An 18,813-nucleotide genomic window follows, 5' to 3' on the forward strand; every position below is an offset into this window, starting at 1 on the left:
CCACCGAGATCTACACTCGACTAGTCGTCGGCAGCGTCAGTTGTGTATAACAGACAGCCACCTCTCCGCCCACGGGCCGGGGCGCCCACCTGCCCGCATCCCCCACCTTGCGAGGCGCCGAGCCGGGCTACTTCGGCGCACCCGCGCAGCACGGACCCCACACGCCGCGCGGTGCCGAGCCCGGCTACTTCGGCACGCCGGTTCAGCACGTCACGCCCGGCGCCGAGCCGGGGCCTCACTCCACGCCCGCGCTCGCGAACTGGCCGTCCTTCGCCACCGACCCCTCGGTCGCCCCGAGCCCAGGACCCGGCGACCTCGCGCCGCCGCCGGCCTGGCCGGGCTCGCCCGGTCCGTACGGCCCCGCCCCGCCGCCCAGGCCACCGGGATACGACGCGCTGCAGGCGGGGCCGCCCGCGGCGCCGCCCCCGTCGGGCGCGGACGACTACCTGCCGATCTTCGCCGCCGTGGAGTCGGCCTGGTTCGACCGCAACCGCAGCGACGTGTGGAGCTCGCCCCAGGCGGACGCCGGATGGAGCGCCGCGCAGGCCGCCGCGAGCCCCGTGGACGACGGCGCCACCCCGTCCGGCCTGCCCAAGCGTGTGCCCAGGGCCAACCTGGTGCCCGGCACCGCCGACAGCGCCTCCACCCCCAAGGGCGTGGCTCCCATCTCCCGGATCTCGCCCGACCGGGTCCGCAACCGCCTCGCCGGTTTCCAGCAGGGCGTCCGCGCGGCGCGCGACGACCTCAGCACCGGCAACACGCCGCCTCTCGGCCCGCGGAGAACGCCTCCGGGGGAGGGCACATGACGGGCCATGGCCCCCGCCGAACTGCTCCAGCCGCGCCCGCACGGCGCGCGGCCCGGCTCAACCGTGCTCGAAAGGGTGCTCAATGGTGGTAAGAACCTCTGATTTCGGCAGGAAGTCATGGCTGGACAATGCCGGTGAGCGCATGGTCAGAATAGGCGTCGTCCTGCTTTCCCGGTGCGGAGCGTCCATGTTCACACGCAGATTGACGGCGTCTTTCGCTCTCGTCCTGTTGTTCGCGAGCGGCGCCATTCCCGGCGCGGCGGCGGATGCCGAGGCCAGGACGCCGACCCATCCCGGCCCGGTGTTCAGAACGGTCACCGGGAAAAGCGCCCTGCTCTCGCTCCAGACTTTCGGCCGGCCCGACGGCAAGGATATGGTTTTCCGGATTTCGGGGTCGGTTTACGCGAACGTCCCGGGCAACGCCCTCGACCCCGCCATGCGGCACGGCCAGAAGCTGTTCGACATCGAGGGATACAACATCCGGCGGCTCTACCGGGTGCCCGGGACCAACCAGCTCCACCAGCTCTCCCGCGAAATAGTGTTCTACACCGACCCCGCCGACCCGACCCGGATCGTCCGCGAGTGGAAGAACCCGGTCGACGGCAGGACGTACCCGGTCGTCCCCATCAACAACGACGCGGTCAACTTCGGGCCGTTCCCGATCACCCCCTCCTACCAGGGGCCCTCGCTGGTGAGGCTGCACGACGAGACGGTGTGGACCAGCGACATCCCCGTACGCGCCGATCTGGGCGCCACGCTCGGCGAGCGGTTCGGCCTGGTGGGCGGCGTCTACACGGCGCAGGAGATGTTCGACTTCTCGGTGGACGACCGCGAGGTCGCCGCCCGCGCCAACCCCGGCACCGTCCCCCGCGGCGCGATGGAGACCAAGGTCAGCTGGGCCAGGACCAGCCCGTGGGCGCCGTTCATGTGCCTGGCGGAGACCGAGGTGCGCGGCGGGCTCACCTACCACGCCCGCGGCTGGTCGCTCGACTCCTACGACGACGTCGAGCCGTGGTTGCGCGCGGCGGTCGAAGCGGACCATCCGCGGTTCGCCTCCGCCCCCGCCGAGCCGGGCCCGAGCGAGAACTCCTGGACGTCCTTCCACAACAAGCAGCTCGGCAAGGGCGCCACCACCTGGGCGGCCTGGTGCGCCGCCAACGGCCGATCATGAGCACCGTACGCAACCCGCTCACCGGCTGGGCCGAGCGGGAGCTGGTGCCCGCCACGCCCGTCGAGCTGGCCAGCACGGCGGCCGAGCTGCGCGTGCGCGTCGACGGCTGGCGGCGGGCGGACCGCAAGGAGGTCCTGACGGCGTTCGCCGCCGCGCTGGCGTCCGACGACGACCTGCTGGCCGCGCTGGTGGCCGACACCGGGCGGGTGGGGGAGTCGTCGCTGGAACGGCGGATCGCCGCCGGCCTGGTCGGACGTTGGGCCCGCGAGGCGTCCGCGCTGCTGGCGCCGCCCGCCCCGGCCGCCTCGTCAGTGCCGGGCATCGTCGTGGGCGGTGACCTGGTGCCGTACGACCTGGTGGGGGTGATCAGCCCGTGGAACTTCCCGCTGCTCATGGCCCTCATCGACGCGGCTCCCGCGCTGGCGGCCGGCTGCTCAGTGCTGGTCAAGCCGAGCGAGGTGGCGCCGCGGTTCATCGAGCCGCTGATGCGGCTGGTGCCTCCCGAGCTGCCGCTGAGCGTGGTCGAGGGCGACGGCGAGACCGGCGCGGCGCTGGTGGGCATGGTGGACGCCGTGGTGTTCACCGGCAGCGTCGAGACGGGACGGCGGGTGGCCGAGGCGGCGGCCCGCGCTTTCGTGCCGGCGTTCCTGGAACTGGGCGGCAAGGACCCGGCGATCGTGCTGGCCGGCGCCGACCTCGACCGGGCCACGTCGGCGATCCTGTGGGGCGGCACCGCCAACGCCGGGCAGTCCTGCCAGTCGATCGAACGCGTGTACGTCGAGCGCGGCGTCCACGACGCCTTCCTCGACCTGCTCGCGAGCAAGGCCGCCAGGGTGGGGCTGACGTGCGAGGGCGGCCCGATCGGCCCCATCGTCCGGCCGGGTCACTGGCGGGTGATCGCCGCCCAGCTGGCCGACGCGACGGCCAAGGGCGCGATCGTGCACACGGGCGGGCAGATCGAGCGCCACGGCGGCGGCCGCTGGTGCAGGCCCACGGTGTTGTCCCAGGTCACCCACGAGATGCGGGTCATGAAGCAGGAGACGTTCGGCCCGCTGCTGCCGGTCATGGCCGTGGCCGGCGCCGAGGAGGCGGTGGCCCTGGCCAACGACTCCGTCTACGGGTTGTCGGCCGCCGTCTTCGCCGCCTCGGAGCAGGACGCCATGGAGGTGGCCGCCCGGCTGCGCGTGGGGGCGGTCAGCGTCAACGACGCCTCGCTGACCGCGCTCGTGCACGAAGGCGAGAAGGACTCGTTCGGGCTGTCCGGCCTGGGCCGCTCGCGCATGGGCGCCGCCTCGATCCGCCGGTTCCTGCGCCGCCGGGCGTTCCTGGTGAACCGGTCGCCGGCCGCCGACCCGTGGTGGCACCCGCTGGAGAAGGAGTGAACGTGGGACTTCGCGAGGACATGCCGCTGCTGGCGCGGCACGAGGGCAAGTGGGAGGGCGAGTACGTGCACGTCGACCCCGGCGGCGCCGTGCTCGACCGGCACCGCGTCGAGATGACCTGCTCCATCGTCGGCGACGCCGCCTACCACCAGACCAACCGCTACACCTGGGACGACGGCCGGGTGGAGGTGCACGAGTTCCCCGGCCGCCATCTCGGCGGGGGCCGCTGCGGGTTCGACACCGACCGGCTCAAGGGCGAGTTCTGGGAGCTGGACGAGTCCACCATCTACCTGCGCTGGCAGTTCAAGGCGGAAGGGGAGGACCTGCGGCTGTTCGAGCTGATCGTGCTGAGCGCGACAGGCGACACCCGCAGCAGGGTCTGGCAGTGGATCCGCGACGGCGTGTGCGTCCGGCGTACCCTCATCGACGAGCGGCGGGTCGGCTGAATGACCGCCTTCACCGCGCTAGCCCTGCAGATGGAGACCCGCGCCGTCAACGCGGCGGACGATCCGCGGGCCGCGATCGCCGCCGCCGTCGAGCGGATCGCCGAGCGGGTCCGCGGCTCGGCGGCGTGGCTCGGGCCAGGCCTGCGCCTGGTGGTGTTGCCGGAATACGTGCTGACCGGGTTCCCCATGCGGGAGAGCTTCGCCGAGTGGCGCGAACGGGCCGCGCTCGACCCGGGCGGCCCCGAATACCGCGCGCTCGGGGAGATCGCCGCCCGGCACGAGCTGTTCCTGTGCGTGAACGCGTACGAGCGCGACGAGCACTTCCCCGAGCTGTACTTCCAGGCGTCGGTCATCCTCTCCCCGCGGGGGGAGGCGGTGCTGCGGTACCGCCGGCTGCACTCGATGTTCACGCCGACCCCGTACGACGTGTGGGAGCGGTACCTCGACGTCTACGGCATCGACGGGGTGCTGCCGGTGGCCCGCACCGAGATCGGCAACCTGGCGGTGCTCGCCTCGGAGGAGGTCCTCATGCCGGAGCTGGCCCGCACGCTGGCCCTGCGCGGCGCAGAGGTGTTCTGCCATCCCACGTCGGAGGCGTCCTCGCCGGCGCTGACGCCCAAGGCGATCGCCCGCCGGGCCAGGGCGGTGGAGAACCACGCCTACGTCGTCTCGGCCAACAGCGGCGGCCTGTCCGGCATCGCGATCCCCGGAGACTCCACCAACGGCGGCTCCGAGGTGATCGACCACGAAGGCCGGGAGCTGGCGCGGGCGGGCACGGGCGAGTCGCTGGTGGCCGCCGCCGAGCTGGACCTGACGGCGCTGCGCCGGCACCGGCGGCGGCCCGGGATGGGCAACCTGCTCAGCCGCGTGAAGACGGGCTTGTGGGCCGAGGAGTACGCCCGCCACGACGGCGAGCGCCCCGGCGGCCTGGCGGCCGGGCCGCGCGACCGGGCCTGGTTCACGGCCCGCCAGAGGGAGACGATCGACCGGTTGTACGGCGAAGCTAGGCCCTGACGCCCCGGTGCCAGGAGAGCACCAGCCGCTCGACGCCCAGGAACGCGGCGTTGAGCGCGATGCCGAGCAGCCCGAGCAGCACGATGCCCGCCCACATGGCCGGGATGTCGAACTGGCTCTGCGCCTCCAGCATGCGGTGCCCGATGCCCTCGCTGCTGCCGACCAGCTCCGAGATCACCATCATGATCAGTGCCAGCGACACGCTCAGCCGCAGCCCGGCGAAGATCTTCGGGGAGGCGGCGGGCAGGATGACGCGGGTGAGCCGCTGCCAGGGGCCGAATCGGTAGACGACGCCGGTTTCGATGTACTGGCGGTCGACGTGGCGGGCGCCGTCCATGGAGTTGACCAGCACCGGCCAGATGACGCCGTACACGATGGAGGCCAGCTGCATCGGGGTGCCGATCTTGAACAGCACCAGGAACACCAGCACCAGCGTGGACGGCGGCACCGAGCGGCCGAAGTGCACCAGCGGCTCGACCAGGGCCGACAGCAGCCGCGAGCGGCCGAGCGCCACGCCGATCAGCACGCCCGCCGCGCACGCCACCGCCCACCCGGCGAACAGCCTGGCCAGGCTCGGCAGCAGGTCGGCGACGGCCTCGTCGGTGAGGAACAACCGGGACGGCGGTCCCGAGAACCACATCTCGTGCAGCCGGGCGACGATCCGCGACGGCGGCGGGAAGTAAGGTGCCTCAGCCGAGCGGGTGGCCAGCTCCCAGCCGAGCACGGCCACGGGCAGCAGCCAGTACCACACCAGCCGGCGGGCGGCGGTCATGACGGATCTCCCGCGCGCGCCCGGTGCCAGCGGAACAGGCGGCGCTCGGCGGTCGTGAACAGCACGTTGGCGGCCAGCCCGATGACCCCGGCCCACAGCGGGGCGGCCAGCATGCGGTCGGTCCGGTTGGCGCTGCCCGCCAGCGACTGGAACGCGCCGATCCCGCCGCCGCCGGGAGCCAGCAGCTCCACGCTCACCGCCACGATCAGGGTGACGGACACGGCGATGCGCACGCCGGTGGCGATGAACGGCGCCGCGCTCGGCAGGCTCACCCGCAACGCCACGGCCAGCGGCCCGAAGCCGAAGCTCCGCAGGGTGTCCTTGGCCAGCGGGTCGACGTCGCTCAGGCCGTACAGTGTGTTGATCAGCAGCGGCCACGAGCAGGTGTAGACGATCAGCGCGACCTTGGCGTCGTGGCTCACCGGGAACAGGAACATCGCCAGGGGGATCAGCGACACCGAGGGGATCGGCCGCAGAAACTCCACCAGCGGCCGTACCGACCGTTCCACGAACGGCACCGTCCCGAGCAGCAGCCCGGCGGGCACCGCGACCGCGATCGCGATCGCCAGCCCGCTCACGCACGCCACCAGCGTGGCCAGCACGTCGGCCCTGAACTGCGCCTCCAGCGGCAGCCGCCCCGCCGTGACCAGCACCTGCGACGCGTACGGCAGCACGTCGGGGACGAGCCCGAGGCGCCCGGCCGCCTCGGCGACGGCGAGGAAGCCCGCCACGCCGATCGCACCGAGCGTTGCCCGCGCGATCCGCCGATCGATCATCCGCCCAGCGGCGCGAACAGTTGCGCCGCGTCCACCTTGGACTTGAGGTAGCCGTAGCCGTGCAGCAGGTCGGCGAGCTTCTGCACGCCGGCCCTGTCGGCCTCGAGCGAGAACGTGCCGAGCGTCATCGCCGCCGCCGCGTCGGCCGGGATCTGCGTGTACGTCGGCACGACCTCGTCGATGGCCTTGCGGTCCTCGCCCGCGATCTGCTGGGCCTTGGCCAGGGCGCGGTGGAAGGCGGCGGCGGTCTTGGGGTTCTTGGCCAGCCAGTCTTCGGTGACGCCCCAGCCGTCGATCGGCACTCCGGCGGTGACGCCGTCGGTGGTGTCGATGATCTGGGTGGCGCCGTCCTTCTTCGCCGCGGTCAGGAACGGCTCGACCAGCCAGGCGGCGTCGACCTTGCCCGAGGACAGCGCGCTGATCTGGTCGGCGAACTGCACCGGGACGTATTTCACGTCGTCCGGCTTGAGCCCGGCCTCCTGCAGGTGGGCGTTGGTCAGCGTCTGCCCGAGCGCCTTCAGCACGTTGACCGCGATCGTCTTGCCCTTGAGGTCGGCGGCCGACTTGATCGGCGAGCCCTCGGCCACCACGACGCCGGCGACGTCGGGCGCGGCCTCCTGGCTGTGCTGGAAGAGCTTGAGCGTGGCCGCGCCGGAGTCGTTGATCGCCATCAGCGACACGTAGCTCGTCAGGAACGCGTCCATGCTGCCGTTGAGGATCTTCGGCATGACCGCCTGCGGAGCCTGGATGATCTCCGTCTTGACGGTCAGCCCCTCCTCCTTGAAGAAACCGCGCTTCTCCGCGATGAACAGCGGCGCCGACGACGGCACCGGCACCACGCCGACCAGCAGCTGGGTCTTCTCCAGCCCGCCCGCGGAGCCTCCGGGGGCCGCGGTGGCCCCGTCACCGCTCGCGCCGCCCCCTCCACACGCGCTCAGCGAGAGGGCGATCGCCATGCCCGCGGCTAGTATCCTGGCCAGCTTCATCGCTTCTGCCTTTCTGGGGGACAAGGGGGTGCCCAGAGGGTCGTCAGGACGTCGAGCCTACGGTAACCGATCTCTCCTGACTCACCCTTTGTCGATCAGCTATGGGCATGGCAAGCTCGGGTCCGGCACATCTGATCATCGGACCGACCGCACGGCGCCCCCCGGGCCGCGTGCCTGCTGATTGCGAGGAAGCTGATGGATGCCAAGGAGTACATGGCCGGCGTGTTCGATCGCGCGTCGGGCAGTTACGCACGCGTCGGTGTGCCGTTCTTCACGCCCGTCGCCGCCGAGCTGGTACGCCGCGCCGCCCCCGGTCCCGGCGACCACGTGCTGGACGCCGGGTGCGGCACCGGCGCCTCGCTCGTGCCGGCCGCCCAGGCCGTCGGCCCCACCGGCCGGGTCGTCGGTCTCGACCTCGCACCCGGGATGGTGGCCGCCGCCACCGCCGAGGTGGAGCGCCACGGCCTCAGCCAGGCGGCCGTCGTGCTCGGCGACGCGGAGCACGCGGAAGAGCTGCTGCCCGGCGAGCGGTTCGACATCGTGCTGGCGGGGATGATGCTCTACTTCCTGCCCGACCCGCCCGCCGCCGTGCGCTCGATGGCCGGGCTGCTGCGGCCGGGCGGGCGGCTGGCGGCCAGCCTGCTGGTCCGGTCGAGCCCCGCAGAGGCCGAGCTGTTCGCGCTGGTGGAGCGGGCGCTGGCGCCCTACGCCTCGGGGGCGGGCAGCGCGCCGTTCCACCACACCCTGGGCGCGCCAGGGGAGCTGGCCGGGCTGTTCGAGCAGGGCGGGCTGAGCGACGTCGAGTGCGCGGACGTGGTGTTCGAGGTGACCGTCGGTGCCGGGCAGGTGTGGGACTGGCTCTGGTCGGCCGCCCGCAGGGCCTCGCTGGAGAGCATCCCCGAGTCCCTGCGCCCCGAGGCCAGGGCCGCGCTGGAGGCGTCGTTGCCGCAGGAACGTTTTCTGCTGGCCCGCACCGTGCGTTACGCCACGGGCACGCGCGCGTGAAAAGGCACGCCACGGGCACGCGCGCGTGAAAGGGCGCCGGCGGTGTCAGGCGGGCCGGGACACGTAGCGTCCCACCGGACGGCCCACGATCTTGCCGGCGTCCAGCACGTGGTTGCCGCGCACGAACGTGTCCGTCACCTTGGCGGTCAGCTCGAAACCCTCGAACGGCGTGTACTCCTGCGTCGACTCCGAGTCCTGCGCCCGCACCGTCCAGGTGCTCGCGGGGTCGACCAGGCAGATGTCGGCGTCGAAGCCGGGGGCGATCGTGCCCTTGGTGCGCAGACCGTACCTCTTGGCGGGGTTCCAGGAGGTCAGGGCGGCGATCCTGCCGTACGGCAGGCCCCTGCGGCGGCCCTCGGTGATCAGGCCGGGCAGCAGGTACTCGGCCCCGCCGAACCCGGCCTTGGCCACGAAGACGTCGTCGCGCGGGTCGCCGAACTTGAGCTCGTCGCGGCAGCAGGCATGGTCGCTGACCACCCAGTCCACGGTGCCGTCGAGCACGTACTCCCACAGCGCCTCGACGTCCTCGCGCGGCCTGATCGGCGGGTTCACCTTCGCTCCGAGGCCGCTGGCCGTGTCGACGTCGGCCAGCAGGTGACCGATCGTGACCTCGCGGCGGAAGTCGATGTGCGGGAACGTCGCCGCCATGCGGACGGCCGCGTCCAGGGCCTTGCGGGACGACAGGTGCAGCAGGTTGACGTTGGCCAGCCCTGTCTCGTGGGCGAGGTAGGAGGCGATGAAGACGGCCAGCCCCTCGGAGTGCTGGGGGCGGGAGGCGCTGTAGGCGGCCAGCCCGCTCAGGTCTCCCGCCTCCTCGACGAGCTTCGTGTACGCGGTCATGATCTCGGCCGTCTCGCAGTGCAGCGACAACGAGATCTCGCCGGCCAGCTCGGGCAGGCGTTCCCTGGCCGCCTGCACCCCGCGCATCACGAACTCGAAGTGCGCGTAGTCGTAGCGCTCGCCCTCCGGCAGCATGAGGAACGCCCGCTGGTCGTCGGAGCGCCCGTGCAGCCCGTGCCCGCCGTAGAACATGAAGATCTTGAACGACGGCACCCCGAACCGCTCGACCAGGTCGGGCAGCTCGTCGATGTGCCCGCTCGACATGGGCGCCAGGTGGAAGCCGTAGTCGACGTAGGCCCGGCCCTCGGCCTGCCTGAGCACCTCGGGGAAGAACTCGGCGTAGGGGCCGCCCTTGTTGAGGTAGTACTGGCCGGTCCGCATGTACGTGAGCGCGGTGGTCACGCCGCCCTGCGCGCTCGCCCGGCTCTCCGACCCGGTGTCGTCGGGCAGCGGGTTGTAGATGCCCCAGTGCTGGTGGGCGTCCACGACGCCGGGGAAGGCCAGCTTGCCGCCGCCGTCGATCACCTCGCCGGCGCCGGTCAGCCCCGGCCCCACCCGGACGATGCGGCCGTCCTCGACGGCGATGTCCGCCGCCACGGGCTCGTCCTGCTCGTGGGTGACGACCTTCACGTTCTTCAGCAACAGCTCGGTCACGGGGGAGTTTCTCTCCTAAGCGATTAAGCGATGCGGTGGGCGTCGCGGTGCCAGGCCAGCACGCGCCGCTCGACCATGAGGAACAGGGAGTTGAGTACGAAGCCGAGCACCCCGAGCACCAGCACGCCCGCCCAGATGGCCGGCATGTCGGCGTTGCTGTTGGCCAGGCTGAGCAGGTAACCGATCCCCTCCGTGCTGCCCTTGAGCTCGGAGATGACCATGAGAATCAGCGCCAGCGAGACGCTCAGGCGCAGGCCCGCGAAGATCTTCGGCGCCGCGGAGGGCAGGATGATGCGGAACAGCCTGAGCGAGGCCGGCACGCCGAACACGGTGGCGGTCTCGACCTTCAGCCGGTCGACGCTGCGCGCGCCGTCAATGGAGTTGAGCAGAATCGGCCAGATGATGCCGAAGACGATGGTCGCCACCTGCACCTGGGTGCCCATGGTGAAGAGCACGAGGAAGAGCGGGAGCATGACCGGCGGCGGCACCGCGCGGGCGAACTCGACCAGCGGCTGCACGAAGTCGGCCAGCCAGGCGGTCCTGCCCAGCGCGACGCCGAGCGCCACCCCCACGACCACCGCGACGGCCCACGACCCCGTGACCCTGACCAGGCTGGGCACGAAGTTGTCGACGGCCTCTTCGGTGAGGACGTAGGGCCCGGAGAACCACATCTCGTACATCCGCGCCACGATCAGGGTCGGCTCCGGCAGGTACGCGATGTCGAGGAATCGCGCCAGGAGCTCCCAGCCGCCGAGGACGACGGGGACCAGCCACAGCCGCTTAAGCAAGGTGCGCATCATGTCGTTCGCCACCTGAACAGACGTCGCTCGGCCCGTACGAGCACGGTGTTGACGACGAGCCCGAGGAAACCCGCCCACAGCAGGGCGGCCAGGACGTCGATCATGGCGTCGGCGCCGATGCCCGTGCTCGCCTGGATGAGGAAACTGCCGATCCCGGTCGAACCGCCCACGATGTACTCCACGCTGATCGCCAGGATGAGCGTGATGGACGCCGCGAGCCGCACTCCCGTCGCGATGAAGGGCGCCGCGCTCGGCAGGGACACCCGCCACAACACGGCTCCGGCGCCGAACCCGAACGTGCGCAGCGTCTCCTTGCTCACCGGGTCGACGTCGCGCATGGCGTACATGGTGTTGATCAGAATGGGCCAGGACGCGGCGAAGACGATGAGGGCGACCTTGGCGTTGAGCTCGGAGGGGAAGAAGAACAGCGCCAGCGGGATCAGCGCCACGGACGGGATCGGCCGCAGGAACTCGACGAACACCCGGGTCATCTCCTCGACCACCGGAACCGTTCCCAGCACCAGGCCGATCGGGACCGCGACCAGGACGGCGAGCGGCAGCCCGACGACCGCGGCGGTGAGCGTGCCCAGCAGGTGGTCGAGAAACACCGGGTCGACGGCGAGTGCGACGGTCCTGGCCAGCGTGTCCACGGCCGGAGGCAGCCATTTGACGGCGCCCGACGCGCCGAGAACCTGCCAGACCAGCAGAAAGCCCGCCACACCTGCGGCGTGGCGGGCGTACTTGACCAGCCGGGCGCGGGCGAGCGGGGCCCGCTCGCGCCGCGCCGGAGTGACTGTAGCTGTCATCCCTGGGTGGGAGCCGTGTAGATCATGGACTTGACGTCCATCTCCTTCTTGAGCATGCCCGAGTCGAGCATCAGGTCCGCCACGCGCTGGATGCGCTGCGCGCTCAGCGAGGTCGGGTAGGCGCCCAGGTTGATCGTGGCGGCGGTCTCTGCCGGGATCTTGGTGAAGGTCGGCAGCACCTTCGTCACCGCGCTACGGTCGGTGGCCGCGATGTTCTGGGCCTTGGCCATCGCCCGCTGGAACGCCGCCAGCGTCTTGGGGTTGTCGGCGACCCACTTCTCCGTGGCGGCCCAGCCGGTGATCGGCAGGCTCTCGGTCGGGCCGGACATCGTGTCCACCAGCATGGTGGCCCCGAGCTCCTTCTTGGCCTGGCTGACGTAGGGGTCGGTCATCCAGACGGCGTCCACGTCGCCCTTGTCGAGCGAGGAGAGCCAGTTGGTCGTCGGGATCACGACGTACGTGATGTCCTTCTCGGGGTCGAGGCCGGCGACCTTGAAGTGCGGGTTCATGGTGAGGGTGCCCAGCCCCTTCGGGGCGTTGACGCCGACCTTCTTGCCCTTGAGGTCGGCGACCTTCTTGATGGGGGAGTCCTTCTTCACCATGATGCCGAAGGCGCCCTGAGCCCCTTGGTAGGAGTCGGCGATGTACTTGAACTTCTCGGTGCCCTGTTCCTGGATCGTCAGGATGGTGGCGTAGCTACCGAGAACGACGTCCATGGCGCCGTTCGAGAGTTTGCCCAGGACATCCTGCGGGGCCTGGATGGGCTCCTGCTTGACGGTGAGGCCCTCTTCCTTGAAGAAGCCGCGCTCCATGGCGATGAACAGCGGCGCCGAGTCCGCGCCGGGATATTGGCCGATCAGCAGTTTGGTCTTCATACCCTCGGCGGCGCCTGAGCCCTTGCCCGCGTCGTCAGAACCGGAGCACCCAGTGATGACGAGGGTGGCCACAAGCCCAACCAGGGCAGTACGCCCTAATGCACCGAACCGCATTGCGGGTCTCCTTTGAACCGGGGGGTGAGTGCGAACGGGGGTGTTCAACGACGCTGGCACCTTAGCGCAGGCCGCGCTTACGAGGTCACCTGGAACGCCGGAAATTGACAAGATATATCCACATATATGGTAATTTGGGGTGATTTGTCCGTTTGTCCGGAAATCTGGAGTCCTTGACGTGGTACCTCCGAGGCAGGTGTGGTGAATTGCGTAAAATACAGAGCCGTGTGTCGCTTGTGATCTTTGCGGTATTGGCCGATCTCAGGTAGATGTGCTCCAATTAGCTCTCGCCCCAAGGGTGCGTCGGCGTCACACGGCAACCATGCGCAATGACGTGATCTACGTGCACCAGGCCATCCGAGGAGAGGTTGCGGAGGCAAGTGAAGACTGTGGTCCCCCCTACGGGCGGCGAACAGGGCTTAACAGAAGAAGCCCCCCGACAAGGCCCCCGTGGGCCAGAGATGTCCGAGCCGGACGGCGTGGACGCGGTCGTCAACCGCCAGGCGGGGCCTCGCTTCTCCCTACGCAACTGGCGAGTGCGCTCGAAGCTGCTGGTCATCGTCGTCATCCCGACCCTCGCCGCGCTCGTGTTCGGCGGCTTGCGCGTCACCACCTCGATCGCCACCGCCGGTGAATACGCCCAGGTCAACGAAGTGGCCGTGCTCGCGAGCCGGCTGACCGCCCTCGCCCACGAGGTCGAGCGGGAACGCGACCTGACCGCCCGGTTCGTCGCCCTGGGACGCCGGGCCGAGGCCGGGGAGAAGGTCCCCGAGGACGTCGCGACCCAGTACAAGGACGTCGACAAGCTCGTCGCCGAGGTCACGCCGGGCATCGAGTCCCTCATGTCCTCCGACAACTCCGCGGCTCCCGAGGCCCTGCGTATCCGGAACCGCTTCAACGAGCTCGCCACCTCGCGTGAGACCGCGGTCGCCTCCCAGCTCGACGTGAACTCCGTCATCGAGCTCTACGACCGGACCATCTCCGACCTCCTCTCGCTGAACGACAAGATCGACCAGGGCGCGGTCGACAAGGAACTGTCCGCGAGCGTGTCCGGCTTCGCCGCCCTGGCCAGGGCCAAGCAGTACGTCTCCACCCAGCGCGCGCTGCTCGTCGCCGCCCTGGCCACCGGCGAGTTCGGCAAGACCGAGCTCGACGCCTTCATCGCCGCCCGCGCCCAGAGGACCAGCGAGCTCGCCACCTTCAAGGCGCAGGTCTCCCTCCAGCTCCGCCAGGCGTACGACGACTCCGTCAGCGGCCGGTCCGTGGACCGCGCCGAGGTCCTGCTCGCCCGAGCCCTGCTCCTGCAGGACGACGGCCTGCCCCTGCGCGACCGCAGGCTCGGCCTCACCCGTGACGGCAAGGCGTGGTTCGACGCCATCAGCGAGACCATCGACGGGATGCGCTCCGTCGAGCAGCAGACGGCCGACTCCATCGTGCTGCGCAGCCGCACCCTGGAAGGCGCGGAGCAGCAGAACGCCGTGATCGTCGGTGGCGCTATCGCCGCCCTGCTCCTCCTCGTGCTGCTGGTCACCGTCTTCATGGCCCGCTCGCTGAGCGGCCCCCTGCGCAGGCTGCGCAGGGAGGCGCTGTTCATCGCCGGCCGCCGCCTGCCGGAGACCGTCAAGCAGCTGCGCGAGAGCGGCGAAGGCTCGATCGGGCCCGTGACCCCGATCGGCGTCGCCTCCAACGACGAGATCGGTGAGGTCGCGCGGGCGTTCGACGAGGTGCACCGTGAGGCGGTGCGGCTGGCGGGCGAGGAGGCGCGGCTGCGGAGCAACGTGAATGCGATGTTCGTGAACCTGTCGCGGCGTAGTCAGACGCTGGTGGAGCGGCAGATCACGTTGATCGACGGTCTGGAGCAGGGTGAGCAGGACGAGCAGCGGCTCGGGAACCTGTTCAAGCTGGACCATCTGGCCACGCGTATGCGGCGTAACAGCGAGAACCTGCTGGTGCTGGCGGGGCAGGACCCGCCGCGCCGCTGGAGCAAACCCGTCAAGCTGGTCGACGTCGCCCGCGCCTCCCTGTCGGAGGTGGAGAACTACGAGCGGGTCGTGCTGCAGGTGCCCGACGGGGTGTCGGTGGCCGGTCAGGCGGTCAACGACGTCATCCACCTGATCGCGGAGCTGGTGGAGAACGCCCTGTCGTTCTCTCCTCGTGAGACCAGGGTGACGGTGTCGGGCAGCAGGATCGACGGTGGCGGCGTGATGTTGTCGATCACCGACTCCGGCATCGGCATGACCCCCGACGAACTGGCCCAGGCCAACGAACGCCTCATGGAAGCCCCCACCGTGGACGTGTCGGTGTCGCGGCGCATGGGCCTGTTCGTGGTCGCCCGCCTGGCACACCGCCACGGCATCCGGGTGCAGCTGCGCCCCCATGGCTCCGGCGGGCTGACCGCCATGGTCCTCATGCCGGAAGCGCTCCTGGGCTCGCAGGCCCCCGCCTACGGTCCGACCACCGCGAACAACGGCATGGGCCAGCAGGACAGCATCTCGTTCGACGAGGGCTTCGGCGCCCGTCAGCCCGCGGCGCAACCGCCCGTCCCCCAGTGGGGCGGGGGCGGAAACTACCAGCCGGGCCCCGGGCACCCGTCGTTCCCCTCCGAGCCGTCGTTCCCGTCGCAACCCTCGTTCTCCTCACAACCCTCCTCCTTCTCCCCCCGGGGGAGCATGGACTCCGGCTGGCCCTCCGACCCGCGCAACAACGGCGGCGGTTACGACACCGCCGACGTCTGGGTCCCTTCGCGCAACCCCGCGAGCCCGCCCGGCAACTGGCTGAGCAGCAGCAACCCGCTGCCGCAGCGGCCCACCGGCGACCGGGCGAACGCCGGCAGACCGGACCCCGACGCGGGGAGGTACGACTTCCCCGAGACCGAGTCCGCCGCGACGGGCCCGATCCCCGTCGTGAAGCCCGCCTCCGCCGGGGACGAATATCTCCCGATCTTCGCCTCGGTCGAGTCGGCCTGGTTCGAACACGGTCCTGACAGCGGCGCCACCTGGGGCTCCGCCAAGGCCGACGCCGGCTGGAGCGCCGCCGAAGCCGTCGTCGAGCCCGTACGCGACGGCGCGACGGCCGCCGGGCTGCCCAAGCGGGTGCCCAAGGCCAACCTGGTGCCCGGCTCCGCCGACACCGTCTCCGCGCCGAAGGGTGTCGCGCCGATGCCCGCGGTCTCGCCGGACCGGGTGCGCAGCCGGCTCTCCAGCTTCCAGCAGGGGTTCCGGGCGGCACGTGATGACATCAGCGAGGGCAGGACGTATCCCTCCGGCCCCAGGAGTGTTGAAAGCAGGGATGAGCGGTCATGAGTGACCTGAGCCAGTCGGCACGCGGGGTGGATTGGTTAATCACCGATTTCGTCAACTCCGTTCCCGGGGTCGCGCACGCGGTGGTCGTCTCGTCCGACGGGTTGCCGCTTGCGGCGTCGTCGGGTTTTCCGGCTGATCGGGCGGATCAGCTGGCGGCGATCGCGTCGGGTCTGGTGAGTTTGACGCAGGGTGCGGCGCGGGTGTTCGAGGGGGGTGCGGTCAATCAGACGATCGTGGAGATGCAGCGCGGGTTGATGCTGATCATGTCGATCAGTGATGGTTCGTGTCTGGCGGTGCTGGCGGCTCCGGATTGTGACATGGGGTTGGTGGCGTACCAGATGACGCTGATGGTGGATCGCGCCGGTCAGGTGCTGACTCCGGCTGTGCGTGCGGAGCTGCGCGCCAGCCAGACCAGGTGATGTAGGTGACAGACCCCCGATGGAACAGCGGCGGCTGGAACTCCAACAGCGGCGGCTGGAACTCTCACAACAGCGGCAGCTGGGAGCCCCCACCTCCTCCGCAGCCCCCCAGTTCCGATCCAGCCTCGCCGGTGCGGCCCTACGCCGTCACGGGCGGGCGGACCGCGCCCAGGGTCAAGCTGGCGATGGAGGCCCTGGTGTCCTCGGCGACCGCCGAGCACCGGGAGTTCTCGCACATCACGCCCGAGTACAAAGCCATCAGCCAGCTGTGCCTCCAGGTCAGATCGGTGGCCGAGGTGTCGGCGTTGCTGCGGATCCCGCTCGGTGTGGTGCGTGTTCTGATCGCTGACATGGCGGCCGAAGGTCTGGTCCGGGTGCATCAGCCGCAGCTGGATGAGGGTAGGCCGGACGTCAACCTGCTGGAAAGGGTGCTCAGTGGACTTCGCAGGCTCTAGCCCGGGCTTGACCTCGACGAAGATCGTCGTGGCCGGGGGCTTCGGGGTGGGCAAGACGACGTTCGTCGGCGCGGTGTCGGAGATCATGCCGTTGACCACGGAGGCCGTCATGACGGACGCCTCCGCGGGCATCGACGATCTGGGCATGACGCCGTTGAAGTCGACGACGACCGTGGCGATGGACTTCGGCCGGGTCTCGCTCGACCGTGACCTGATCCTCTACCTGTTCGGCACGCCCGGGCAGCACCGGTTCTGGTTCATGTGGGACGACCTGGTGCGTGGAGCGATCGGCGCGGTGGTGCTGGTCGACACGCGCCGTCTGGCCGACAGCTTCCCCGCCATCGACTACTTCGAAGAGGCGCAACTGCCCTTCATCGTGGGAGTGAATGGCTGGGACGGCCAGTACGCCCACAGCGACGCCGAAGTTCGCGACGCCCTGACCCTGGCCCCGCACATCCCGATGGTGCGCCTGGACGCCAGGTCGAAGGACTCCGTGAAGGCCGCGCTGATCAACCTGGTCGAACACGCGCTCACGGTTCGGATGGCCGTGCCCGGCTGGAGCGGCTAGCAGAGCGGCTAGGCTGGACGTTTAGACGTACCTTCGCTTCGAGGACTGGCCTACCACGTGTTCGAGACGCTATCCGACCGGTTGACATCGGTCTTCTCCTCCCTCCGATCCAAGGGGCGGCTGTCCGATGCCGACATCGACGCCACCACCCGTGAGATTCGCATCGCGCTGCTCGAGGCCGACGTCGCCCTCCCTGTGGTCAAGGCGTTCGTCACCCAGGTCAAAGAGCGCGCCCGCGGCGCAGAGGTCTCCCAGGCGCTGAACCCGGCGCAGCAGGTCGTCAAGATCGTCAATGACGAGCTGATCGGGATCCTCGGCGGTGAGACCCGCAGGCTCCGTTTCGCCAAGACGCCCCCGACCATCATCATGCTCGCCGGCCTCCAGGGCGCGGGCAAGACCACACTGGCGGGCAAGCTGGCCCGATGGCTGCGCGAGCAGGGGCACGCCCCCATGCTGGTCGCCGCCGACCTCCAGCGCCCCAACGCCGTCCAGCAGCTCCAGGTCGTGGGCGAGCGCGCCGAGGTCGCCGTCTACGCGCCCGAGCCCGGCAACGGCGTCGGCGACCCGATCGGCGTCGCCCGCACCTCCATCGACGAGGCCAGGCGCCTGCAGCACGACATCGTCATCATCGACACCGCGGGCCGGCTCGGCATCGACCAGGAGATGATGCGCCAGGCCGCCGACATCCGCGACGCGGTCCAGCCCGACGAGGTCCTGTTCGTGGTCGACGCCATGATCGGCCAGGACGCCGTCACGACGGCGCAGGCCTTCATGGAAGGCGTCGGCTTCGACGGCGTCGTGCTGACCAAGCTCGACGGCGACGCCCGCGGCGGTGCGGCGCTCTCGGTCAGGCACATCACCGGCCGGCCCATCATGTTCGCCTCCACGGGCGAGAAGCTGGAAGACTTCGACGCCTTCCACCCCGACCGGATGGCCTCCCGCATCCTCGACATGGGTGACATCCTCACCCTGATCGAGCAGGCCCAGAAGACGTTCGACGAGGAGCAGGCCGCCAAGATGGCGGGCAAGCTCACCTCGGGCGAGAACTTCACGCTCGAAGACTTCCTCGAGCAGATGCAGATGGTCCAGAAGATGGGGCCGATCAAAAACCTGCTCGGCATGATGCCCGGCATGGGGCAGATGCGCGACCAGATCAACTCCATCGACGACCGCGACCTCGACCGCATCGCGGCCATCATCCGCTCGATGACCCCGGCCGAGCGCCAGGACCCCAAGATCATCAACGGCTCCCGCCGCGCCCGCATCGCCACCGGCTCCGGCGTCACCGTCAGCGCGGTCAACAACCTGGTCACCCGCTTCTTCGAGGCCCAGAAGATGATGAAGCGGATGGCCGGCGGCATGGGCATCCCCGGCATGCCGGGCGGGGCCGGGCGTAGTAAGGGCGGCAAGTCCCAGAAGAAGGCCAAGAAGGGGCGGCGCGTCAGCGGCGACCCGCGCAAGGCCGCCATGGGCAAGCCCTCCGCCGAGACGCCCGCCGAGCCCAAGCAGGGCGGCGTGCTGGGCAACCTCGGCGGCAAACTGCCGCCGGGAGTGGAGTTGCCGCCCGGCTTCGACCCCTCCAAGCTCCGGCTCCCCGGCCAGAAGTAACGTCCTGCTCCCGC

At 70.3% G+C, this 18,813-nt stretch carries 19 protein-coding genes; 11 read left to right on the forward strand and 8 right to left on the reverse strand.

Going from position 1 to position 18,813, the window contains the following annotated elements; translation table 11 throughout:
- Positions 1 to 107: 107 nt before the first annotated feature.
- Positions 108 to 806: a hypothetical protein gene (locus E1292_RS42645; RefSeq protein WP_132605141.1), complete on the forward strand. Its 699-nt coding sequence runs from the start codon at positions 108 to 110 to the stop codon at positions 804 to 806.
- A gap of 57 nt (positions 807 to 863) precedes the next feature.
- On the opposite strand, the gene E1292_RS54530 is transcribed toward E1292_RS42645, so the two are convergent.
- Complete coding sequence (locus E1292_RS54530) at positions 864 to 1,124, reverse strand: hypothetical protein (protein WP_246090725.1); 261 nt, start codon at positions 1,122 to 1,124, stop codon at positions 864 to 866.
- A 55-nt stretch (positions 1,125 to 1,179) separates the two neighbouring features.
- Between E1292_RS54530 and E1292_RS42650 the strand changes: the two genes are divergently transcribed.
- The 4 genes from E1292_RS42650 to E1292_RS42665 are packed head-to-tail and all read left to right on the forward strand — an operon-like array spanning position 1,180 to position 4,819.
- Entirely contained in the window at positions 1,180 to 1,977 is a 798-nt protein-coding gene (locus tag E1292_RS42650) for a DUF1838 family protein (protein WP_246090726.1), read from the forward strand.
- Complete coding sequence (locus tag E1292_RS42655; RefSeq protein WP_132605145.1) at positions 1,974 to 3,359, forward strand: aldehyde dehydrogenase family protein; 1,386 nt, start codon at positions 1,974 to 1,976, stop codon at positions 3,357 to 3,359. The genes E1292_RS42650 and E1292_RS42655 overlap by 4 nt, the downstream gene beginning before the upstream one ends.
- Before the next feature lie 2 nt (positions 3,360 to 3,361).
- A complete protein-coding gene (locus tag E1292_RS42660) occupies positions 3,362 to 3,805 on the forward strand; it encodes a DUF3598 domain-containing protein (protein WP_132605147.1) in 444 nt (147 codons plus the stop codon).
- Positions 3,806 to 4,819, forward strand: a complete 1,014-nt coding sequence (locus E1292_RS42665) for a nitrilase-related carbon-nitrogen hydrolase (protein ID WP_132605149.1) — start codon at positions 3,806 to 3,808, stop codon at positions 4,817 to 4,819.
- Here E1292_RS42665 and E1292_RS42670 read toward each other — a convergent pair.
- The 3 genes from E1292_RS42670 to E1292_RS42680 are packed head-to-tail and all read right to left on the reverse strand — an operon-like array spanning position 4,809 to position 7,353.
- Positions 4,809 to 5,591 carry an ABC transporter permease gene (locus E1292_RS42670; RefSeq protein WP_132605151.1) on the reverse strand — a complete coding sequence of 261 codons (783 nt, stop codon included), beginning with the start codon at positions 5,589 to 5,591 and terminating at the stop codon, positions 4,809 to 4,811. The genes E1292_RS42665 and E1292_RS42670 overlap by 11 nt on opposite strands.
- Positions 5,588 to 6,367 (reverse strand): ABC transporter permease, encoded by a 780-nt coding sequence (locus E1292_RS42675; RefSeq protein ID WP_132605153.1) that lies wholly within the window; start codon positions 6,365 to 6,367, stop codon positions 5,588 to 5,590. Before E1292_RS42675 ends, E1292_RS42670 begins: the two co-directional genes overlap by 4 nt.
- Entirely contained in the window at positions 6,364 to 7,353 is a 990-nt protein-coding gene (locus E1292_RS42680; protein WP_132605155.1) for an ABC transporter substrate-binding protein, read from the reverse strand. Before E1292_RS42680 ends, E1292_RS42675 begins: the two co-directional genes overlap by 4 nt.
- Positions 7,354 to 7,548: 195 nt before the next feature.
- On the opposite strand from E1292_RS42680, the gene E1292_RS42685 reads away from it, so the two are divergent.
- Positions 7,549 to 8,358, forward strand: coding sequence for a class I SAM-dependent methyltransferase (locus E1292_RS42685; RefSeq protein WP_132605157.1), 810 nt, complete (start codon positions 7,549 to 7,551; stop codon positions 8,356 to 8,358).
- A gap of 45 nt (positions 8,359 to 8,403) precedes the next feature.
- Here the strand turns inward: E1292_RS42685 and E1292_RS42690 are convergent, their stop codons facing one another.
- Genes E1292_RS42690 through E1292_RS42705 form a run of 4 tightly spaced genes read right to left on the reverse strand, consistent with a single transcriptional unit; the run spans position 8,404 to position 12,333 of the window.
- Complete coding sequence (locus tag E1292_RS42690) at positions 8,404 to 9,852, reverse strand: dihydroorotase (protein ID WP_132605159.1); 1,449 nt, start codon at positions 9,850 to 9,852, stop codon at positions 8,404 to 8,406.
- Positions 9,853 to 9,875: 23 nt separating this feature from the next.
- A complete protein-coding gene (locus E1292_RS42695) occupies positions 9,876 to 10,649 on the reverse strand; it encodes an ABC transporter permease (protein ID WP_132605161.1) in 774 nt (257 codons plus the stop codon).
- Positions 10,649 to 11,458, reverse strand: coding sequence for an ABC transporter permease (locus E1292_RS42700; RefSeq protein WP_132605163.1), 810 nt, complete (start codon positions 11,456 to 11,458; stop codon positions 10,649 to 10,651). Before E1292_RS42700 ends, E1292_RS42695 begins: the two co-directional genes overlap by 1 nt.
- Positions 11,455 to 12,333, reverse strand: a complete 879-nt coding sequence (locus E1292_RS42705) for an ABC transporter substrate-binding protein (RefSeq protein WP_165975027.1) — start codon at positions 12,331 to 12,333, stop codon at positions 11,455 to 11,457. Before E1292_RS42705 ends, E1292_RS42700 begins: the two co-directional genes overlap by 4 nt.
- Before the next feature lie 575 nt (positions 12,334 to 12,908).
- Here E1292_RS42705 and E1292_RS42710 point away from each other — a divergent pair.
- The 5 genes from E1292_RS42710 (at position 12,909) to ffh (ending at position 18,799) form a co-directional block, all read left to right on the forward strand.
- On the forward strand, positions 12,909 to 15,749 hold the full coding sequence (locus E1292_RS42710) for a sensor histidine kinase (RefSeq protein ID WP_132605167.1): 2,841 nt from the start codon (positions 12,909 to 12,911) through the stop codon (positions 15,747 to 15,749).
- Positions 15,746 to 16,168, forward strand: a complete 423-nt coding sequence (locus tag E1292_RS42715; protein WP_132515580.1) for a roadblock/LC7 domain-containing protein — start codon at positions 15,746 to 15,748, stop codon at positions 16,166 to 16,168. Before E1292_RS42710 ends, E1292_RS42715 begins: the two co-directional genes overlap by 4 nt.
- A 131-nt stretch (positions 16,169 to 16,299) precedes the next feature.
- Positions 16,300 to 16,623, forward strand: coding sequence for a DUF742 domain-containing protein (locus E1292_RS42720; protein ID WP_132335392.1), 324 nt, complete (start codon positions 16,300 to 16,302; stop codon positions 16,621 to 16,623).
- Between the two features lie 7 nt (positions 16,624 to 16,630).
- Entirely contained in the window at positions 16,631 to 17,191 is a 561-nt protein-coding gene (locus E1292_RS42725) for a GTP-binding protein (protein ID WP_132605169.1), read from the forward strand.
- Positions 17,192 to 17,248: 57 nt separating this feature from the next.
- The gene (ffh, locus tag E1292_RS42730) at positions 17,249 to 18,799 is read left to right on the forward strand and encodes a signal recognition particle protein (protein WP_132605171.1); all 1,551 of its coding nucleotides are present in this window, start codon (positions 17,249 to 17,251) and stop codon (positions 18,797 to 18,799) included.
- Positions 18,800 to 18,813 lie beyond the last annotated feature (14 nt).

Origin of the sequence: Nonomuraea deserti (assembly GCF_004348685.1) — a bacterium.
In the GTDB taxonomy this organism is placed as follows: Bacteria; Actinomycetota; Actinomycetes; order Streptosporangiales; family Streptosporangiaceae; genus Nonomuraea; species Nonomuraea deserti.